Raw genomic sequence first — 19,440 nt, 5'->3', positions numbered from 1 at the left:
AATGGATTACGTCAAAAAGATGGCCTTCTACCTGTTGGTTGTCGTGATCGTGGTGATCTCGATCTTTCCCTTTTACTATGCGGTGATCACAAGTTTTAAGTCGGGCACAGCGTTGTTTCGGGTAGATTACCTTCCGACACAGTTTGACTGGGGCAACTACACCGCCGTATTGACCAGTCGGAACTTCCCCCGCAGCATCGTCAACTCGGTTTTCATCGCGACGACAACCGTGCTCTTCGCGCTGTTTCTGGCGGTCACAGCATCCTACGCTTTGGCGAGAGTCCGGTTTCGGGGCAGGGCTCTCCTGCTCATGACGATCCTTGCGGTGTCAATGTTTCCGCAGATCGCCGTGCTGGCTGGCCTTTTTGAGCTGGTGCGGTTCTTGGGCATCTACAACACGCCTTGGGCGATGATCCTCAGCTACACGATTTTCACGCTGCCCTTTACGGTCTGGGTGTTGACCACCTTCATGCGGGATTTGCCGATGGAAATCGAAGAGGCCGCCATCATGGATGGTGCAACGCCTTGGGTCATCATCACAAAGGTATTCATGCCGCTTCTTTGGCCCGCGCTGGTAACAACGGGGCTGCTTGCCTTTATCGGTGCATGGAACGAGTTCCTCTTCGCACTGACCTTTACCGCGTCCGAAGCGCAACGCACGGTTCCGGTCGCCATCGCATTGCTGTCTGGCGCCAGCGAATTCGAAACACCATGGGGCACGATCATGGCCGCATCCGTCATCGTGACGGTGCCACTCGTTCTTCTTGTCCTCATCTTCCAACGCAAGATCGTCGCGGGTCTTACCGCTGGCGGTGTCAAAGGCTGATCATATGGCTGAAATCCAACTTAAAGACGTTCGTAAAAGCTACGGTGCGCTAGAGGTCATCAAGGGGATCGACCTGCACATAGAACCCGGAGAGTTCATGGTCTTCGTTGGCCCGTCCGGCTGCGGCAAGTCCACGCTCTTGCGTCTTATTTCCGGGCTGGAAGATATCACTGGCGGCGATCTCATGTTTGATGGTCAGCGGGTGAACAACGTGATCCCGTCCAAGCGCGGTGTGGCGATGGTTTTCCAGTCCTATGCGCTCTATCCGCATATGACCGTTTACGACAACATGGCTTTCGGAATGAAGCTTGCGAAGGCTTCGGCTCAAGATGTGAAGGCACGGGTGGAGGCCGCGGCCAAGCTGCTGCAAATCGACCATTTACTAGACCGCTTGCCAAAACAACTGTCCGGTGGTCAGCGACAGCGCGTGGCCATCGGCCGGGCTATCACACGCGATCCTCGCGTCTTCTTGTTCGATGAACCGCTATCGAACCTCGATGCGGCCCTTCGTGTCCAGACGCGACTGGAAATAGCCAAGCTCCACCATGAGATGGATAAGGTGACGATGATCTACGTCACGCATGATCAGGTCGAAGCCATGACCCTGGCCGACCGCATCTGTGTGCTGCGGGACGGGCTGGTCGAGCAGGTGGGGACACCGGAGGAATTGTATGAGCGCCCGGCCAGCCTGTTTGTCGCGGGCTTCATCGGATCCCCCAAGATGAATTTCCTGACGGGAGACCTTGCCGCACGAGCGGAGTGCACAACCTTGGGCATCCGGCCGGAGCATATCGACGTAATTGATGAGGGTACGGCAGATTGGACGGGCAAGGTCATTCATGCCGAAGATCTCGGCTCTGATAACTTCCTGTTCGTCGATATCGCCGAAGGCGAGCCTTTGGTCGTCCGTCGCCCGGGAAAGCGCGATATCAAGCACGGCACTCAGATCAAACTGCGGGCAAAGCCTGATTTTTTACACCGCTTCGACACGGACGGTCAGCCAATTCGCTGATCCTCCGCGTGACATCAAACCAAAATGCAGGAGACTACCATGGCCATTCGTACGGTCGTCTGGGGCGAGAACGTTCATGAGCAGACGAACAAGATTGTCAGCGACCTATACCCCAAGGGTATGCACGGCTGTATTGCCGACGCGCTGAATGAAGATGACGCCATATCCGCAACCACGGCCACGCTTCAGGAGGACGACCATGGCCTGACGGTTGAACGGCTGGCTGAAACCGACGTGCTGCTGTGGTGGGGCCACGCGGCGCATGGCGATGTGAAAGACGAGGTGGCCGAGCGTGTCTGCGAAGCTGTTTGGGCTGGCATGGGGCTGATCTTCCTGCATTCTGCGCATTTCTCCAAACCCTTCAAACGGCTCATGGGGACACCGTGCAACCTGAGTTGGCGCGAGGCTGGAGAGCGCGAGCGGCTGTGGCTGACATCGCGCAACCATCCCATCGCCGCCGGTATGGGCAATAGTTTCGAGATCGAGCATGAAGAAATGTATGGCGAGCCGTTCGGCGTGCCCGAGCCGCTGGAAACCGTCTTTGTCAGTTGGTTCCAAGGGGGAGAGGTGTTCCGCTCTGGCCTGACCTATAAGCGCGGGGCGGGCAATGTGTTCTATTTTCGACCGGGCCATGAAACCTACCCGACCTATTACAATGATGATGTGCGTCGGGTGCTGAAGAATGCGGTCCATTGGGCACATAACCCCGCCCCCCGGTTGGTTGACCCGACCGTTGCGCCGAACGTTCCGGTGGAAGACGCACCCGAGCAGATCGAAGAACGCGGCCCGCGCCTGCATCAGGACGGCGAAGAAGGCTTCCGCTAGGAGTTTCGGAAATGACCAAGAAACCTGTCCGTATCCTGATCCTGGGAACAGGGACGATGGCCAATGTTCACGCGCAAAGCTTCGCCGCGATTGACGGTGTCGAGGTGGTGGGCGGCGTGGACAACCGGCCCGATGTGCTGAAGGCTTTCTGTGAAAAGCACAGTATTCCAAACGCGTTTGGCCTGCTGGATGATGCGCTGGAATGGGGTGAGTTTGATGCCGTCGCCAATGTGACGCCTGACGCAGTGCATTATCCGACGACAATGATGATTCTGGAGCAGGGCAAGCACATCTTGTGCGAAAAGCCTCTTTCGACACAATATGGCTACGCCGCCGAAATGGCCGACAGGGCCAGGGAAAAGGGCGTCGTTAGCATGGTTAATCTTAGCTATCGCAATGTGCCTGCGCTGCAATACGCGGCGGAAATGATCCGCAACGGCACACTCGGCACGGTTCGCCATTTCGAGGCGTCCTATCTGCAAAGCTGGCTGACCCAGCCCGCATGGGGTGACTGGCGCACCGAATCCGCGTGGCTGTGGCGTCTATCCAGGGAACACGGGTCAAAGGGCGTTCTGGGCGATGTGGGCATCCACATTGTGGATTTCGCAACCTTCATCGCCGGATCACTGCCGGCGGAGGTGTCCTGTCGCCTGGAAACCTTCGACAAGGCGGAAGGCGGCAAGATCGGAGAATATACGCTCGACGCCAACGACAGCTTTGCGATGCACATGAAGTTGCAAAACGGCGCCATCGGGACAATATCCGCCACCCGCTTTGCGTCCGGGCACCATAATGATTTGCAGTTGAGGATCTACGGCGATTACGGCGGGCTAGAGGTTAAGCTGGAAAACTTCAAGAGTATCCTGCGCGGATGCATTGGCGCACCCGCGATGCTGGCACAGGAATGGACCGAAATAGACACACCCGAAGTGCCTACGATCTATGAACGATTTATCGCGGCAATACGGGAAGAAAGGCCGCCGGAGCCAACCTTTGATCGTGGGGCGGAGCTGCAAAAGGTGTTGGATCTGTCGGAAATATCGAGCGCACAGGATTGCAAGACACTGCTTGCGACATATGATTAACCGATCTTACAGCCCGGCGTCCATTTCGCCGGGCATTGCCGCCGACTGCTGCGCAAAACGGGCGTCGGATTCTGTGCGCGACATAACATGAACGCGCGTTCCGTTGGGAACCCGTTCGTACAGATCGATGATGTCCTGATTGTAAAGGCGGATACAGCCAGATGACACGGACATGCCGATCGACCAAGGCTGAGACGTGCCATGAATCCGGTAATAAGTGTCACGCCCATTGCGATACAGGTATAGTGCTCGTGCGCCCAAAGGGTTGTCCAACCCACCTGGAACACCGCCCGCGAAGGGGCCGTAAACGTTCGGCTCGCGGCGGATCATATTCGCTGTCGGGGTCCAACTTGGCCAATGCTGCTTGCGCGATATGGTTGCACCGCCACGGAAATTCCGCCCTGCATCTCCGACAGCGACGCCGTAACGAAGCGCACGACCGCCACCTAGGACAAGATAGAGCGCATGGTTGAACGGATCTACTACGATGCTGTCCACTGGGCGGCTCGTGTCGAACGGGACTTCCTGACGAACCAGGTGTGGTTTCAGATAGGCGGGATTGACGGCGGGGATGATCCGCCCATCATCTTCGATCTGATCATAGCGCCGGAGCACTTCGGGTGGCAGATTACTACCAGGAATAGGTGACTCGATTTCGGTGATCTGTGGAGCACAGGCTGACACCACCCCGCCGGTCATGATCATCAGTGCCGCGCGGCGGGTAGGTTGTGTGTATGTGCTCATTGTTTTACGTCCCGTCAGCTGGTCTTCTGACCCGAGCCATACCTAAAATATCGGACGGAGTCCTCGTCATAGCAGGCTGTACACCACGATTTGATGCCTAGCCGTGATATTTTCGCACATTTCCGTCCGGTCTGGCGCATCTGATGTGCAAGAAACGGGTGTTTTGCGATCTGCGGGTCGAGGGATGAGGCCCGCAGATCAGGGCGCTCGCTATTCGGCAGCGAACTGGTTCATGGTGTTGGCATGCCCGCCTGCCTTCAATGCGCGGTCGCCAGAAACCATTTCCTTGAAGCTGTCACCGAGGTCGGACCCCACTTCGTGCTGGTGCTTCACGGCCGAAATCCCGCGCCGGATTTCTTCGCGCTGCACCGTGCCGACATAGGCCAGCATCTTGTCTTCACCGAAATAGCCGCGGGACAGCTCGTCCACGGATTTGGCGGTCAGGTGGAAGGTCGGCAATGTGATCAGGTTGTGGAACACACCTGCCTTGGTCGAAATGTCGTGCTGGAAGCGTGCCAGCCGCGCATCGGCCTCGCGGCCCAGTTCCGTGTCGTCCAGATCAGCGGACATGAGCGTTTGACCATCGGGGTAGTCGGCCTCGGTGATCCTGCCGCTTTCCAGCCATTCCTCGCGCACCTGCTTGCGCAGATTGAGTGTCCAGTTGAAGGACGGCGAATTGTTGTAGGCCAGCTTGGCATGCGGCACCTGTTCGCGCACTTCATCAACCATTCTGGCGATTTCGACGACATTCGGTGTGTCCGTTTCAATCCAGATCAGGTCGGCGCCACCATCGCGAAGGGAAGCAACGCAGTCCTCGATCACGCGGGCGCGCCCCGAGCCTTCCTTGAACCGGAACAGGCCGTTGGGCAGGCGGACGGGCTTCACGATCTTGCCATCACGCTGAAGCGCCAGTTCTCCGTCCCGCAGCGGGTTGGTGTCCGTGATGTCTTCGGTCGCGACCCATTTCAGATACTCGGCTGCCAGATCCCCCGGCTGTTGGCTGACAGGCAGTTTTTGCGTCAGACCTGCGCCCAGACTGTCCGTGCGCGCAACGATGACGCCATCATCGACCCCGAGTTCTTCAAATGCCAGGCGACAGGCCCGCAGCTTTTCAATGAAGTCCTCGCGCGGGACAGTCACCTTGCCGTCCTGGTGGCCGCATTGCTTGGCGTCGGACACCTGGTTTTCGATCTGCAAGCAGCACGCACCCGCCTTGATCAGTTCCTTCGCCAGCAGGTAGGTGGCGTGTTCATTGCCAAAGCCCGCGTCGATATCGGCTATGATCGGGACGACATTGCTTTCAAAGCCGTCGATCGCGGCGATTGCATGCTGCTCTGCCGTGTCGTCACCAGCCTCGCGCGCGGCGCGCAGATCCTTGAACAGGTCGTTCAGTTCGACCTCATCCGCCTGGCGGAGCGAAACGTAGATCTCTTCGATCAGATCGGCGACGGCGGTTTTCTCGTGCATGGACTGATCGGGCAGATGCCCGAAACGATTGCGCAGGCCTGCAACCATCCAGCCGGACAGGTAGACATAGGCCCCCTTCGCCGTGCCATGCAGGCGCTTGACCGACTTGATCATCTGCTGCGCGTGAAAGCCGGACCAGCAGCCAAGACTTTGCGTGAACTGCGTCGGATCGGCGTCATAAGCGGCCATGTCTGCTCGCATCACGACCGCCATGTCGCGCGCGATATCGAGATGCGTGTTGTAGGTGTTCTGTACTTTCAATTGCACGATGTCGTCGATGCTTATACCGCCGGGCGTCTGGCCGGACGGGTACCGTGCAAGGGCTTCCTCCCGAAGCTGGTGGTAGGGTTTGCGCGATGCCATTGTCTGTCCTTTCGTTGAGGCATGTTGAGAGAGCGGGCTCGCATTGCAGGCCCGTTGAGGTCAGGACGGGGCGGGCTCCACCCGTCAGTCGATGGCGTTCAGAACGTCATAGGCCGGTGTGGTCATGAAATCGGGCAGCACATCGGCAGTTGCCGCTTCCTGGAAGATCCGAGCCGCCGAGGCGTAGCGCCCACGACAGAAGCCGTTTGGTCCAAGCTGGTCGATGATCCGTTCGATTTCTGCCTGCACCAGCTGGTTCAGCCAATCCGCAGACATGGTCCGGGTCGTCCCGTCCTGCATCTGGATCTCGACACGGTGATGGATCCACTGCCAGACCTGCGCGCGGCTGATCTCGGCGGTGGCGGCGTCTTCCCATAGATCGTTGATCGAAACGGTTCCGTGACCCGTCAGCCACTGTCCGAGATATTCGATGCCGATGCGAATGTTGGTTTTCAGGCCTTCTTCCGTGACCTCGCCCTGATGGGGCTGCAGTAGCATCACCGGCTCGATCCGATGATGCTGGCGTTGGACGTTAACCTGGTTCGGGCCGCTCATCTCTGAGGCGAAGGCCTCCAGTGCTGTCGCGACCAGATCGGGGTGCGCAACCCATGTTCCATCATAGCCCGCGCGCGCCTCGCGCAACTTGTCCTCACGGACTTTGGCAAAGATGCAGGCGTTTTTATCCGCATCGGTAACCGGCATCTGCGTTGCCATGCTACCGATCGCGTGAATACCGCGGCGATGGCAGACCTTGACCAGACGCGCGAGATGGGTGGCGAGAAAGGCCCGATCCATCGTGATCTGCTGGCGGTCGGGCAGGATGAATTCGGGATGGTTCCGAAGCGTCTTGATGTAGCTGAAGACATAGTCCCAGCGCCCGCAGTTCAGCCCGCAGATGTGATCGCGCAGTTCCCAGACGATTTCGTCCATCTCGAAGGCAGCAGGCAGCGTTTCGATCAGCACGGTGGCCTTGATGGAGCCGTGAGACAGGCCGATGCGATCCTGTGCAAAACAGAAGACTTCGTTCCAGAATCGCGCTTCGCGGTGACTTTCGATCTTCGGCAGGTAATAGAACGGCCCGCGACCGGTGACGGCCAATGCCCGCCCGTTGTGGAAGATATTCAGCCCGAGATCGAACAGGGCTGCAGACATGGGATGACCTCCGATCATGACGTTGGCTTCGGTCATGTGCAGGCCGCGTGGGCGAACGAAGATCAGCGCGGGATCGGAATTCAAGCGGTGGGTCTGCCCGGTTTCGCTGTCCTCGTGTTCCAGCGTTCCGTCGCGGTGGTCGAGCATATTGGCATGCCCCGCGATGATATTGCTGAAGCTGGGTGCCGTCGCGTCCTCGAAATCGGCCATGAACACTTTCGCGCCGGAGTTCAGTGCGGCGATCATCATCTTGCGATCGACGGCACCGGTGATTTCGACGCGGCGGTCGGACAGGACCGGCGGAACGGGCGCGGCAGACCAGATGCCCTGGCGGATACTCTTGGTGTCTTCCAGATAGTCGGGCAGGCGACCGGCATCGATGCGTTCCTGCCGGCGTTCCCGTGCAACCATCAGCGCGTGCAGCTTGCTGCCAAAGCGCGATTGTAGTTCAGCCAGAAAGGCCAGCGCGTCGGGCGTCAACACTCGGCCCTGACCCGCAACAGCGCGCAGGATAATCGGCCGTGTGGCGTTGGTCGGTGGGGCGAGGTCGAGTGACATTGTAGGTTTTCCCTGTGTGCAAAAGTATACGTATCGTAATGTCACATTAGTAATGTCATTGTTGCAGCGCAGCATGTTCTTGTAAAAAAGGGTCACGCTGTCATTGATGTCAGATTTGTGACAGAAACATTGTAAGGATTGTCACGATGAGCACACGGGGCGAGAAGCTGATGATTGGCGCAAGACTGAAAGCGCTGCGCCACTCATTGAGCCTGACGCAGGCCCAAATGGCGGCGGAGCTTGAGGTGTCGCCGAGTTATATAACGCTGATCGAATCCAACCAGCGTCCGGTTTCTGTCAAGCTTCTTATGCGCCTAGCAGAGGTTTATGACCTGAATGTGTCGGAGCTGGCGCCAAGTTCGAACGCGCAGCTTGCGTCCGATCTGGCGGCGGCGGTGAAAGACCCGACCCTCGAAGCAGCCGACGTTACGCGCGCGGAAGTTGATGCAGCACTTCAGTCGGCACCGGGCATCGCTCAGGCTCTCGTGAGGATGCACGAGAAGTACCGATCTTTGGTTCTGCGCACGCAATCGGAATCGAACCCCTTGTCCGACCGCGACAAGGTGGAAGTGTTGGAGGAGACATCAAAGCCTGTCGACGCTGTCCGCGAATGGTTTTATGAATCGCGAAATTATTTTGATGTGGTTGATCGAGCCGCGGAAACCATGGCGGAGGAGCTTGCTCTGCATCGGTCGGAGCCGCACACCGCAATGACGGGTCGTTTGGCGGCCCATGGCATTCGGGTAAGGATCCTTCCGGGTGATGAAATGGAGGGAAGGCTGCGACGCTATGACCCGGCGCGCCACGAATTGATGTTGTCGGAGCTTCTGGGCCAGTCCAGTCGTCGTTTCCAGATCGGGATGCTCTTGGGCAGCTTGGAACAAAGCGATGTGATTGAGGACACGCTGAAGCAGTCGGGACTGTCAGGCGAAGCTGAAATGGCGCTGGCGCGGGTCAGCTTGGAAAACTACTTCGGCGCGGCGCTGTTGATGCCCTATCGCCGGTTTCTGGCCGCGTGTGAGTCCGAACGATATGATGTCGAACTGCTCAGCCACCGTTTTGGGACGAGCTACGAGCAAACCGCACACCGGATGTCGACGCTGCAACGGCCTGAAGCACGTGGCATTCCGTTCTTCTTCATTCGGGTGGACCGGGCGGGAAACGTTTCAAAGCGTTTCAGCGCGGGCCGGTTTCCGTTTTCGAAGTTCGGCGGGACATGCCCGCTCTGGAACATCCATGGAGCATTTGAGACGCCGGATCAGGTGCGCGCGCAGATCATACGAATACCGGATGGAAACAGCTATTTCTCTATCGCGCGAACGGTGACGCGGGCAGGGGGAACACATTATAATCCCGCTCCTCGATTGGTGATCGGATTGGGTTGCGATGTGGCCTACGCGCCGCGGCTGATCTATGCGGACCGTCTGAATCTGGATCGTATTCAGCCCACGGAAATCGGATTGAATTGTTACCTGTGCGAACGCCCGAATTGCGCGTCGCGTGCACAGGCTCCGATCAATCGCCGACTAACGATCAACGAACAGGAGCGGAGCCTGGCGATCTTCCGGTTCGAGGGCGAGGATTGATCCACCTCAAGAGGCTTGCGCGATCCAATCGCGGAACGATTGTAGTGGCGCGTAGCTTTGCTTCTCCTGCGGCCATGCAAGCCAGTAGGAACCACCACCCACGATGGCAGGCGTGAGCACCTTTTCCAAACGTCCTTCGGCGATTTCCATCTGTGCGAGGTAGTCGGGCAACAATGCGATCCCAAGCCCGCTGATCGCGGCTTGTATCATCATTGAGAACTGGTCCATCAGCATGCCCGGCGAGGCATCCGTGGCCAAGCCTTGCCCCGCGAACCATTGTTCCCAAGCTGGTCCCCGGGTTTCCAGTTGTAGCAATGGCAGGCGTGAGGCGTCTTCGGCGGATGCAATTGGATGACGGGCCAGAAAGCCCGGTGATGCGCAGGCTGTATAGCTTTCATCGAAAAGTTTCAGATAATCGGCGCCGGGCCAGTCAGCTGCGCCGAAGAATATGACGGCGTCGAAGGGTTCTACATCGAAACTGAACCGTTTTACTCGCGTGGCCAGATTGATGGACACGCCGGGATGCGCGTCGAAAAAGCCGCTCAGGCGGGGGGCAAGCCAGCGGGTTCCAAAGGTCGGAAGGACCGCCAATGACAGGCTGCCGCCGCTGGCATTGGTCGCCAGGCCCATGCTGGCGCGCTGAACCATGTCCAAGGCCCGGGAAATGTCAGCGAAGTATCGGTTGGCCGCATCACTGGGGATCAGCCGCTTGTGTTCACGATGAAACAGGGGCTGCCCAATCTGGGCTTCGAGGTTCTGGATGAGGCGGCTCACTGTGCTTTGGCTGAGATCCAACTCACGTGCAGCGGCACTAACAGATTTCGCGCGCATAACGGCTTCGAATGCGAGAAGCAGGCTGAGCGAGGGAAGAAAGCGACGGGGCCTCATATGCATTCCATGCATGTTTTTATCGATAATCTTTGATTTTCATTCCCGGTGCAAAGCTTTTATGCATAAGCCAACAGTTCGAAACGTCACGAAAGACGCAATGGATGGCAGACATATCACATCGTGGGCAGGCTTTCTCATGGGCGGATCCCTTCCTGCTGGATGATCAATTGAATGAAGAAGAGCGGATGGTTCGCGATGCGGCACAGGCCTTTGCATCTGACCGCTTGTTGCCGCGCGTGCAGAAGGCTTATCTTGAGGAGCAGACTGACCCTGAAATCTTCCGCGAAATGGGGCAGGCGGGCCTGCTGGGTGTTACCATTCCTGAAGAGTACGGCGGTGTCGGCGCGTCCTATGTCGCCTATGGCTTGGTCGCGCGCGAGGTCGAACGTATTGATTCCGGTTACCGGTCCATGATGTCGGTCCAGTCATCTTTGGTCATGTATCCGATACAGGCCTATGGGTCAGACGAACAGAGGCAGAAATATCTGCCGGGTCTGGCCACAGGGGACTTGATAGGATGTTTTGGCCTGACCGAACCCGATGCGGGGTCTGATCCGGGGGGCATGAAAACCCGCGCCCGCAAAACGGATGGGGGCTATGTGCTTAACGGGTCAAAGATGTGGATCTCGAACAGTCCAATCGCTGATGTCTTCGTGGTGTGGGCAAGGTCGGATGCCCATGACGGGAAAATCCGTGGCTTCGTTCTGGATAAGGGAATGCAGGGGTTGTCCGCGCCCAAGATAGACGGGAAGCTCTCTTTGCGTGCATCGATTACCGGTGAAATCGTGCTGGAAGATGTAGAGGTCGGCGAAGACGCGCTTCTGCCGGGCGTTGAAGGAATGAGTGGACCGTTCGGTTGCCTGAACCGCGCACGCTATGGCATTTCATGGGGGGCGATGGGTGCTGCCGAAGATTGCTGGCTGCGCAGTCGCCAGTACGGGCTGGATCGCACGCAGTTCGGGCGGCCCTTGGCCCAGACACAACTATTCCAGAAGAAGCTGGCAGACATGCAGACCGAAATCGCGCTTGGCTTGCAGGCATCGTTACGGGTGGGGCGTCTTATGGACGAAGGTCGTTTCGCCCCCGAGATGATTTCCATCGTCAAACGCAACAACTGTGGCAAGGCATTGGACATCGCACGGCAGGCGCGGGACATGCATGGCGGCAATGGCATCCAGATCGAATATCACGTGATGCGGCACGCGCAGAATCTGGAAACCGTGAACACATATGAAGGCACCCATGACGTGCATGCGCTCATTCTGGGCCGTGCGCAAACCGGGTTGCAGGCGTTCTTCTGAGCTATGCCTGATGCACCGCTGAAGGGGCTGAAGGTTGTCGAACTGGCCCGCATCCTTGCTGGTCCATGGATTGGTCAGACGCTTGCCGATCTGGGGGCGGAAGTGATTAAGGTGGAGGCGCCGGAAGGCGACGACACCCGCCGTTGGGGTCCCCCTTTCATCGAGCGGCCACGCGTTGACGGTGAAACGGAAACGGTTGCTGCCTATTTCCACGCGGCAAATCGCGGCAAGTCGTCCGTTACATGTGATTTCCGTAACCCGGCCGATCTGAAGCGGCTGAAAACCTTGATAGCTGATGCAGACGTTTTGATTGAGAACTTCAAGTTGGGTGGGCTGAAGAAATTCGGACTGGACTATGAAAGCTTGCACGAGGCGAACCCGCGCTTGGTCTATGTCTCCATCACCGGTTTTGGTCAGGACGGGCCGCGCGCCAAACAGCCGGGTTACGACTTTCTCATCCAGGGTATGTGCGGGATCATGGACCTGACGGGCGAACCCGATGGACTACCGCAAAAGGTGGGCGTCGCGTGGATCGACATTTTCACGGGGCTCTATGGTACTATCGCAGTACAAGCGGCGTTATCCGACCGTGCGCGTTCCGGGCAAGGCCAACACATCGATCTCTCGCTGCTGGATTGCGGGGTTGCAGTCTTGGCCAATCAGGCGACGAATTTTTTGCTGGGGGATGTGGTGCCGCGGCGGCTCGGCAACGCTCATCCTAATATTGTCCCTTACTCCGTGTTCGCTGCGAAAGACGGCCATGTGATCATAGCTTGCGGTAATGATCGCCAGTTCGCGAAGCTGTGCGTTGCCCTTGGTTTGGATGGGCTGGCAGATGATCCCGCGTTCGCGACAAACCCCGCGCGGGTGGCAAATCGGGATGCGGTTTGTGCAACGATCGAGGACAAAACCCGGGACATGACGCGCGAGAGTTTGATCGCAATGCTCGAACAGGCCGGCGTTCCTTGTGGTCCGATCAACTCGGTGGCAGAGGCGATTTCGGAACCTCAGATCGTCGCGCGGGGTATGCGGATCGTGCCTGAAGGCGTGCCGGGGCTGCGGTCGCCGATCAACATGTCCCGCTCGCCGCTGGCATTAGAAAAAGCCGCGCCTGTGCTGGGTGGCGGGTCTTGGCGATTCAAATCGTAGGGCTGGTAAAGGTTCTCCGGAGGAGGAGCGCTTTCCTCCTTGCTAAAATATGCTTGACGGACTGGGTAACAGTGCCGGGCGACGCGGCAAAGAAGCGCGCATTGCCGTAGAAGCGCGTGTTATCACATTGTCATGGCAGGCGAGCTTGCGCCGGGATTGTTGGTGACACGAAAGCACCGGCGGATCGGCGGTCTTCATGGCAACTTTTAGGCAGGCTTCCGCGGCGGTACATGGAAGACCGATTTCCAGAAAACCGTTGTTTAGATGTCGAACAACATTCCCAGTAGCGCCATCATGTGGAAAAAGACTTGGGTTGGCGCAAAATATCATGATTATGCGTGTTAGGAGGGCTTCTTTTTGATGCAAGAAGACAACCCGGAATACGCACCACGTTCGATCTTCGATCGAGAGCAAACCGAGGAAGACGACCTGTGGTTTGTGCCGCCTCCGCCGGATGGGGATTCTGCGCCGACGGATTTGCCTTGGAAAGCGGTGCAACCATCCGATGACCTTTTGCGACCTTCGGGCTGGGCGCGGGCGCAGTCGGCGCTAGCGATGGAGCTTGCGGGGGCCGCGATGGCCTATGGCGCGTTGGACGAACGGCTACGACAGGCTCCCGAAGGATGGCGGATGCGGATCATCCTGATGGAGGTTGCGGATCTGGGGTGGCATCTCGGTGACAGGATCGGCGCCGACAGGTTGGCGCTTTATATGGCGACCCGCTTGTCGGGCGCGTCGGATGATGCGCAGGCGTTGGCGCGAGCGGCCTGGGCCGTGCGTCGGCTGGAAGGGCGGATGGAGCTCAACCGTCGGACACTGGCGGGGTTCATCGGCCGAGAACGGTCCGAGCAAACGGAGCACCCGGATCTGATCATGCGGCCTACGGGCGATGATTTCGGTTCACTTGCCGCAGACTGGTTTGCGGTGTTTGATGACGCGCCTGACCTGCATCCGCTGACCCGTTCTGCGCTGGCATGGCATGCATGGCGGCGGCATGCGCTGTCGGGTGACGAGGCAGAGTTGGAAGGCGCTGTAGTGGCGGCCCGGTTGGGTGCAGAAGACGTGCGGCAACGCGACGGCGGATTGGGTTTTGTGCCTGCTGCGATGAGCGGATCAGGCGCGCATCGTGTCTCCGGTGGCGTCAGGCAACGTCTGTCTGCATGGTATACGGGGATCGAACGCGCTTGTCTGCGTGGATTGATGGAGTGCGACCGGGTGGCGGAATGGACGGAGCGCGCAACCAAGGCGACGTCTGATCTTTCAGGCCGGACCCCGCCGCAGCTTGTCGAGGCGCTGGCGCGTTGGCCGCTGGTCTCGGCACCCATGCTGGAGGCAAGGACGAAAGCATCACGCGCCGCCGTTCAGCGTAACATGCTGCTGTTCGAAAAACGCGGTCTGGTGCGGGAGGTCACAGGGCAGGAACGGTTCCGCTACTGGAGTATCAGCGCCTGAATGGCTGCTTAGAGATGAAGCTTCTGATCAGAATTCCACTATTTGTGATGATGGGGCTGGTTCTGCTGGCTTGCGGGCTGCATGTGTCTAACTCGGGCGATGCAGCCGTTCCGGCAAAGCCGGATGGCAGGGTGCGTGTCGCGACATACAATGTCCACTACATCTTGGTTAACCGACAAACAGGGCCGTGGTCAGCGGAGGATTGGGAGAGTCGCAAAGGCCCGATGAACGAAGCGCTGCAACTCATAGACGCAGATGTCATCGCGTTTCAGGAGATGGAAAGCTTCGCAGGGGGCAACGCCGATACCAACAATCTGGCTCGGGCTTATCTTCTGGATCAAAATCCTCGTCTGGCGGCGGCAGCAGTGGGCGATTGGCGCGACTTTCCGTCAACACAGCCGATCTTTTACCGGCGCGATATGTTCCGCGTGGCTGATCAGGGGTGGTTCTTCTTCTCTGACACACCGGACGTGATCTATTCTCGTACCTTCGATGGGTCGTATCCGGCGTTCGCGTCGTGGGTGCGGCTGTCACCACATGATGGCTCTGCGTCGCTGACTGTGTTCAATGTGCATTTCGAGCACAAGAGCGGTTCCAACCGCCTGAAATCGGCTGAACTGGTCGCCGGGCGCATCGCGCCGCTGGTAGAGACGGGCGAGCGGGTGGTGCTCGCGGGTGATATGAACGCGTTGGGCTTTGCGCAGACTGTGAAGATACTTGAAGCAGCGGGGCTGGTGTTTCTGCCTGTCGATGGCGCGACCTATCATTTCGACCGGGGTATCAATCTGTTCGGCGCTATCGATCACATCGCGGTTAGCGAGAACCTTCTGCCTGCCGCCGATCCGACCGTGCTGCGTCGCAAGTTCGAAGGCATCTGGCCGTCCGATCACTATCCTGTTTTCACGGATGTGTCGCTCGCGCCGTGATCCCGTTGGAACGTCATCGCGGTGACGCAGTTGGGCTGTAAGCCGCAGAATGCAAAGGTTGCGCTTGACGGTGGCCGCGGTCAGGGTAAAGGCGGCGCAGGAAATTCACCGATGACCGCAACGTCGCGGGAGAGCAGGAGGACGCGCATGTACGCTTCTCGATACGGGATCGAAAATTGGGGGCACGGGCTTGTAACCGTTCAGGATAATGGTGATGTCGCTTTGACCGATCCGATCCACCCCGAGAAGCCCTCCGTCAGCCTGCCAGCCATTATGGCCGATCTCAACGCGCGAGGTATACGCACACCCATCGTGTTGCGGGTGCAGTCTTTTCTGGAACATGGGTTGCGGCGCCTGCACACCGCTTTCGCCAAAGCTATCGACCAGTTCGGCTACAAGGGTGAGTATCGCGGCGTTTTCCCGATCAAGGTGAACCAGCAGGCCGAAGTCGTGCATCGACTGGTCGAGATGGGTCGCGAGTTCCATTATGGTCTGGAGGCCGGGTCCAAGCCCGAACTTATCGTGGCGCTGGCGCAGCCCTTGACAGACGAAAGCATGATCATTTGCAACGGCGTGAAGGATGACGAATTCATCCGGCTGGCCATCCTGTCGCGCAAGCTGGGCTTCAAGACGGTAATCGTGATCGAAAGCCTGAAGGAGTTCGAGATCATCCGTCGTGTTTCCGAGGAGATCGGTACCAAGCCGCTTCTGGGTGTGCGGATCAAGCTGACGCAGACCGTGTCGGGCAAGTGGGGAAGCGAGTTCCGGCGATCGGTCGACCTTCGGGCTGGGCACGGATCAGGTGGTTCAGCTTGTGGATCGTCTGGAAGAAACCGGATTTCTGGGATGCCTGATCCTGCAGCACAACCATCTGGGGTCGCAGGTGCCCAACATCATCGACATCCGGCGGACGGTCACGGAGGCATGCCGGTTCTACACCGAGCTGAAATCCCTTGGTGCGCCGCTGGGGCATCTGGATTTCGGTGGCGGGCTGGGGATCGACTATACCGGCGAAAAGCGGTCGAACGAGAATTCGGTCAATTATACGGTCGATGAATACTGTTCGAACATCATCGAGGCCGTTGGCTACGCCATGGATGAAGCTGGGATCGAGCATCCGATCATCGTGACGGAATCGGGCCGTTTCGTGGTTGCCCTGTCGTCGATGCTCGTCTTCGACGTGCTGGACGCAACGCTTTACGATGTGGTGCAGAAGCCCACGCCACGTGAAAACGATCATCACATGCTGACCGATCTGCTGGCCGTGGAGGGGTATCTCAAGCCTGAGCGGCTGCAGGAATGCTTTAATGACGCTGTATTTTATCGTGACGAGATGCGGGCGCTGTTCCGGCGTGGGCAGTTGGATCTGCGTCAGATGGGGCGGGCGGAGCGTGCCTTTTGGCATGTGCTGTCACTGATCGCGAAAGTGGCCCGCAGCAACGGTATCATCGGTGAGTTGGAAGAGCAGTTGGGCAGCTTCGTGGATTACTACCACTGCAATTTCTCGTTGTTCCAGTCGCTGCCGGATGTGTGGGCTATAGACCAGATTCATCCGGTTATGCCGCTGCAAAGGATGGATGAAGAACCTACCCGTCGGGCGATCCTGACCGACATCACCTGCGACAGCGACGGAAAGATCAAGCATTTCGTGCTGGAAGACGGGGTAGAAAACTCGCTGCCCGTCCACGATCTGAAAGATGATGAGAATTACCTGATCGGCGTGTTCTTCGTCGGGGCCTATCAGGAGACGCTCGGCGATCTGCACAACCTGTTCGGTGATGCGAATGTTGTCACGGTCTCTTTGACCGATGACGGGGGCTACCAGATCGAGCATGAAACCGAAGGTGACAGCATCGCTGAGGTACTATCCTACGTCGAATATGACCCGCAGGATATCATGGTTGCCTTCCGCAAAACGGTGGAACGTGCCGTGCGGCGGGGTGAGGTGAACCTGGATGAGCGCAAGATCCTGATGTCGGCCTACAAAGACAGTCTGGCCGGCTACACTTATTTTGAATGACGCAATCGACCAAGGAGGGCGAATAGCGATGGGTAAGGTTCTGGTAGTCGGCGCAGGCGGAGTAAGCTCGGTAGCTGTACACAAGATGGCAATGAACCCGGAAATCTTTTCGGAAATCCACTTGGCGAGCCGCACGAAGTCGAAATGCGACGATATCGCCGCAGAGGTTAAGAAGCGCACAGGTGTCGAGGTCCAGACCTATGCGCTGGACGCGATGGATGTGGGCGCGACGGTTGCACTGATCAACACGACGGAAGCCGAGCTGGTCGTCAATCTGGCGCTGCCCTATCAGGATTTGAAACTGATGGATGCCTGCCTTGAGGCAGGTGTAAACTATCTGGACACGGCCAATTATGAACCCGAGGACGAAGCCAAGTTCGAATACCATTGGCAATGGGCCTATCAGGATCGCTTCAAGGAAAAGGGTTTGACCGCGATCCTCGGGTCCGGCTTCGATCCGGGCGTGACGAGCGTTTTCGCCACGTGGATCATGAAACACAAGCTGGACAGCATCCGCCAGATCGACGTGCTCGATTGCAATGGCGGCGACAATGGCATGCCGTTTGCGACCAACTTCAACCCGGAGATCAACATCCGCGAAGTAACGGCCCCTGCGCGGCACTGGGAAAACGGCGACTGGGTCGAAACCCCGGCTATGAGCCACAAGGTGGCGTTCGACTTCCCCGGCGTGGGTGAGAAGAACATGTACCTAATGTATCACGAGGAACTGGAAAGCCTGAAAACCCATTTCCCGGAGGTAGAGCGCGCGCGGTTCTGGATGACCTTCGGGGATGCCTACATCAACCATGTCACCGTTCTGCAGAATATCGGCATGACGTCTATTGAACCGGTGGTCCATGACGGCAAGGAGATCATACCGCTTCAGTTCCTGAAGACGGTTCTGCCCGACCCGGGAGAGCTGGGTGCGAAGACCAAGGGCAAGACCTGTATCGGTGATGTCGTGACGGGCGCGAAGGACGGGGAAGAAAAGACCTTCTACATCTATAACATATGCGATCATGAAGAGTGCTATGCCGAAGTCGGCAGCCAGGCGGTCGCTTATACGACGGGCGTGCCCGCGATGATTGGTGCGGCAATGGTGCTGAAGGGCAACTGGACCGAGCCGGGCGTGTGGAACATGGAGCAACTCGACCCAGATGCTTTCATGGAGATGCTGAACACCCAAGGCCTGCCGTGGCAGGTCGAGGAACTGGACGCGCCGGTATCATTTTAAGGGCATGCCGCAGGCGGCGGAGAACGACCCCGTCACCTGCGGGCGTGCGCGCGCACGTGGAAAGGGCAAAGCATGGATCAGCGGTTGGATATCGCGGCGGACTCGCGGCGCATCTTCTCGGATTTCGATCTTAATCGGGTGCCGAGTCCATGTTTTGTCGTGGATGCAGCACAAATTGAGCGGAACCTGATCATCCTGAAAGATGTGGCCGACCGATCAGGCGTGCACGTCTTTCTGGCGCTCAAAGCGTTCTCCATGTTCGCGCTGGCCCCGCTGGTCATGCGCTATCTGTCCGGCACCGCCGCGTCCGGCATCCATGAGGCACGGCTGGGACGTGAAAAGTTCGGCGGGAAGGTGGCGACTTTCAATGCCGGGTTCAAGGGCGATGAGCTGATAGAGGTTCTTCAGCTGTCGGATCACGTGATTTTCAACAGCCCCGGCCAGATTGCGCGGTTCCGCGAGATCATAGACGCCGCGCGGATGGACGGCCTGGAGTGTGGTGTCGGGTTGCGGATCAATCCCGAGCATTCCGAAGGCTGGAACGAGAAATATGACCCCGCCGCGCCATGTTCGCGGCTGGGCACACCGGTGTCGCTGCTGACGGAGGCCGATTTTGAAGGTGTCGAAGGGTTGCACATGCACACCTTGTGCGAACAGACCTTTGAGCCACTGAAGCGAACCTGGGATGCGGTAGAGCCAAAAATCGCACCGTGGCTGAATCGGATGAAATGGCTGAACCTCGGGGGCGGGCATCACATCACGCGCGCGGATTACGATCGTGAGGGGCTGGTCCAGCTCATTCGGTATATTCGCGAAACCTACGACGTCGAGGTCTATCTGGAACCCGGC

Annotated in this window: 16 protein-coding genes and 1 pseudogene (1 of these 17 only partly in view); 13 read left to right on the top strand and 4 right to left on the bottom strand. The window is 58.3% G+C overall.

Features of this window, described 5'->3' with window-relative positions; translation table 11 throughout:
• The first annotated feature begins 1 nt into the window (after position 1).
• Genes FPZ52_RS16130 through FPZ52_RS16115 form a run of 4 tightly spaced genes read left to right on the top strand, consistent with a single transcriptional unit; the run spans position 2 to position 3,748 of the window.
• Positions 2-826, top strand: a complete 825-nt coding sequence (locus FPZ52_RS16130) for a carbohydrate ABC transporter permease (RefSeq protein WP_146366716.1) — start codon at positions 2-4, stop codon at positions 824-826.
• 4 nt (positions 827-830) lie between these two features.
• A complete protein-coding gene (locus FPZ52_RS16125; protein WP_146366630.1) occupies positions 831-1,838 on the top strand; it encodes an ABC transporter ATP-binding protein in 1,008 nt (335 codons plus the stop codon).
• Between the two features lie 39 nt (positions 1,839-1,877).
• Entirely contained in the window at positions 1,878-2,663 is a 786-nt protein-coding gene (locus tag FPZ52_RS16120; protein ID WP_146366629.1) for a ThuA domain-containing protein, read from the top strand.
• A gap of 11 nt (positions 2,664-2,674) precedes the next feature.
• A complete protein-coding gene (locus tag FPZ52_RS16115) occupies positions 2,675-3,748 on the top strand; it encodes a Gfo/Idh/MocA family protein (protein WP_146366628.1) in 1,074 nt (357 codons plus the stop codon).
• A 6-nt stretch (positions 3,749-3,754) separates the two neighbouring features.
• Here FPZ52_RS16115 and FPZ52_RS16110 read toward each other — a convergent pair whose 3' ends face one another.
• The 3 genes from FPZ52_RS16110 to aceB all read right to left on the bottom strand — a co-directional run bounded on the left by FPZ52_RS16110 (position 3,755) and on the right by aceB (position 8,032).
• Positions 3,755-4,492 carry a L,D-transpeptidase gene (locus FPZ52_RS16110; protein ID WP_240804497.1) on the bottom strand — a complete coding sequence of 246 codons (738 nt, stop codon included), beginning with the start codon at positions 4,490-4,492 and terminating at the stop codon, positions 3,755-3,757.
• Between the two features lie 210 nt (positions 4,493-4,702).
• Positions 4,703-6,322, bottom strand: coding sequence for an isocitrate lyase (locus tag FPZ52_RS16105; RefSeq protein WP_146366627.1), 1,620 nt, complete (start codon positions 6,320-6,322; stop codon positions 4,703-4,705).
• A gap of 84 nt (positions 6,323-6,406) precedes the next feature.
• Positions 6,407-8,032, bottom strand: a complete 1,626-nt coding sequence (gene aceB, locus FPZ52_RS16100; protein ID WP_146366626.1) for a malate synthase A — start codon at positions 8,030-8,032, stop codon at positions 6,407-6,409.
• Between the two features lie 146 nt (positions 8,033-8,178).
• Between aceB and FPZ52_RS16095 the strand changes: the two genes are divergently transcribed.
• Positions 8,179-9,618: a helix-turn-helix domain-containing protein gene (locus tag FPZ52_RS16095; RefSeq protein ID WP_146366625.1), complete on the top strand. Its 1,440-nt coding sequence runs from the start codon at positions 8,179-8,181 to the stop codon at positions 9,616-9,618.
• A 6-nt stretch (positions 9,619-9,624) separates the two neighbouring features.
• On the opposite strand, the gene FPZ52_RS16090 is transcribed toward FPZ52_RS16095, so the two are convergent.
• Positions 9,625-10,506, bottom strand: a complete 882-nt coding sequence (locus tag FPZ52_RS16090; protein ID WP_146366624.1) for a LysR family transcriptional regulator — start codon at positions 10,504-10,506, stop codon at positions 9,625-9,627.
• A 104-nt stretch (positions 10,507-10,610) separates the two neighbouring features.
• Between FPZ52_RS16090 and FPZ52_RS16085 the strand changes: the two genes are divergently transcribed.
• The 8 genes and pseudogenes from FPZ52_RS16085 to FPZ52_RS16055 form a co-directional block, all read left to right on the top strand.
• A complete protein-coding gene (locus FPZ52_RS16085) occupies positions 10,611-11,810 on the top strand; it encodes an acyl-CoA dehydrogenase (protein WP_146366623.1) in 1,200 nt (399 codons plus the stop codon).
• Between the two features lie 3 nt (positions 11,811-11,813).
• On the top strand, positions 11,814-12,959 hold the full coding sequence (locus FPZ52_RS16080; RefSeq protein WP_146366622.1) for a CaiB/BaiF CoA transferase family protein: 1,146 nt from the start codon (positions 11,814-11,816) through the stop codon (positions 12,957-12,959).
• Positions 12,960-13,319: 360 nt separating this feature from the next.
• Positions 13,320-14,411: a helix-turn-helix domain-containing protein gene (locus tag FPZ52_RS16075; RefSeq protein ID WP_146366714.1), complete on the top strand. Its 1,092-nt coding sequence runs from the start codon at positions 13,320-13,322 to the stop codon at positions 14,409-14,411.
• Between the two features lie 14 nt (positions 14,412-14,425).
• Complete coding sequence (locus FPZ52_RS16070; RefSeq protein WP_146366621.1) at positions 14,426-15,337, top strand: endonuclease/exonuclease/phosphatase family protein; 912 nt, start codon at positions 14,426-14,428, stop codon at positions 15,335-15,337.
• 111 nt (positions 15,338-15,448) lie between these two features.
• Positions 15,449-16,006 (top strand): annotated as a pseudogene (locus FPZ52_RS19515) (biosynthetic arginine decarboxylase); the annotation flags it as partial.
• 133 nt (positions 16,007-16,139) lie between these two features.
• Positions 16,140-17,357, top strand: a complete 1,218-nt coding sequence (speA, locus tag FPZ52_RS16065) for a biosynthetic arginine decarboxylase (RefSeq protein WP_338052826.1) — start codon at positions 16,140-16,142, stop codon at positions 17,355-17,357.
• Positions 17,358-17,385: 28 nt separating this feature from the next.
• On the top strand, positions 17,386-18,591 hold the full coding sequence (locus FPZ52_RS16060; RefSeq protein ID WP_146366620.1) for a saccharopine dehydrogenase family protein: 1,206 nt from the start codon (positions 17,386-17,388) through the stop codon (positions 18,589-18,591).
• Positions 18,592-18,663: 72 nt separating this feature from the next.
• A protein-coding gene (locus tag FPZ52_RS16055) for a carboxynorspermidine decarboxylase (RefSeq protein ID WP_146366619.1) crosses the window boundary here: on the top strand, positions 18,664-19,440 show its 5' portion. It continues 408 nt past the right edge of the window; only the first 777 of its 1,185 coding nucleotides appear in the window; its start codon is at positions 18,664-18,666; its stop codon lies off the right edge, out of view.

It is taken from the genome of Qingshengfaniella alkalisoli (genome assembly GCF_007855645.1).
Classification (GTDB): Bacteria; Pseudomonadota; Alphaproteobacteria; order Rhodobacterales; family Rhodobacteraceae; genus Qingshengfaniella; species Qingshengfaniella alkalisoli.
The sequence above is the reverse complement of the archived record's forward strand: the minus strand, read 5'-3'. Positions and strand labels throughout refer to the sequence as shown.

Excerpts from the sequence above, each read along its gene's own strand:
- FPZ52_RS16075 (WP_146366714.1), top strand. The coding sequence starts at position 13,320 with ATGCAAGAAGACAACCCGGAATACGCACCACGTTCGATCTTCGATCGA.
- FPZ52_RS16095 (WP_146366625.1), top strand. The coding sequence starts at position 8,179 with ATGAGCACACGGGGCGAGAAGCTGATGATTGGCGCAAGACTGAAAGCG.
- FPZ52_RS16070 (WP_146366621.1), top strand. The coding sequence starts at position 14,426 with ATGAAGCTTCTGATCAGAATTCCACTATTTGTGATGATGGGGCTGGTT.
- FPZ52_RS16115 (WP_146366628.1), top strand. The coding sequence starts at position 2,675 with ATGACCAAGAAACCTGTCCGTATCCTGATCCTGGGAACAGGGACGATG.
- FPZ52_RS16060 (WP_146366620.1), top strand. The coding sequence starts at position 17,386 with ATGGGTAAGGTTCTGGTAGTCGGCGCAGGCGGAGTAAGCTCGGTAGCT.
- FPZ52_RS16085 (WP_146366623.1), top strand. The coding sequence starts at position 10,611 with ATGGCAGACATATCACATCGTGGGCAGGCTTTCTCATGGGCGGATCCC.
- FPZ52_RS16120 (WP_146366629.1), top strand. The coding sequence starts at position 1,878 with ATGGCCATTCGTACGGTCGTCTGGGGCGAGAACGTTCATGAGCAGACG.
- FPZ52_RS16125 (WP_146366630.1), top strand. The coding sequence starts at position 831 with ATGGCTGAAATCCAACTTAAAGACGTTCGTAAAAGCTACGGTGCGCTA.
- FPZ52_RS16130 (WP_146366716.1), top strand. The coding sequence starts at position 2 with ATGGATTACGTCAAAAAGATGGCCTTCTACCTGTTGGTTGTCGTGATC.
- FPZ52_RS16080 (WP_146366622.1), top strand. The coding sequence starts at position 11,814 with ATGCCTGATGCACCGCTGAAGGGGCTGAAGGTTGTCGAACTGGCCCGC.
- aceB (WP_146366626.1), bottom strand. The coding sequence starts at position 8,032 with ATGTCACTCGACCTCGCCCCACCGACCAACGCCACACGGCCGATTATC.
- FPZ52_RS16105 (WP_146366627.1), bottom strand. The coding sequence starts at position 6,322 with ATGGCATCGCGCAAACCCTACCACCAGCTTCGGGAGGAAGCCCTTGCA.
- FPZ52_RS16090 (WP_146366624.1), bottom strand. The coding sequence starts at position 10,506 with ATGAGGCCCCGTCGCTTTCTTCCCTCGCTCAGCCTGCTTCTCGCATTC.
- FPZ52_RS16110 (WP_240804497.1), bottom strand. The coding sequence starts at position 4,492 with ATGAGCACATACACACAACCTACCCGCCGCGCGGCACTGATGATCATG.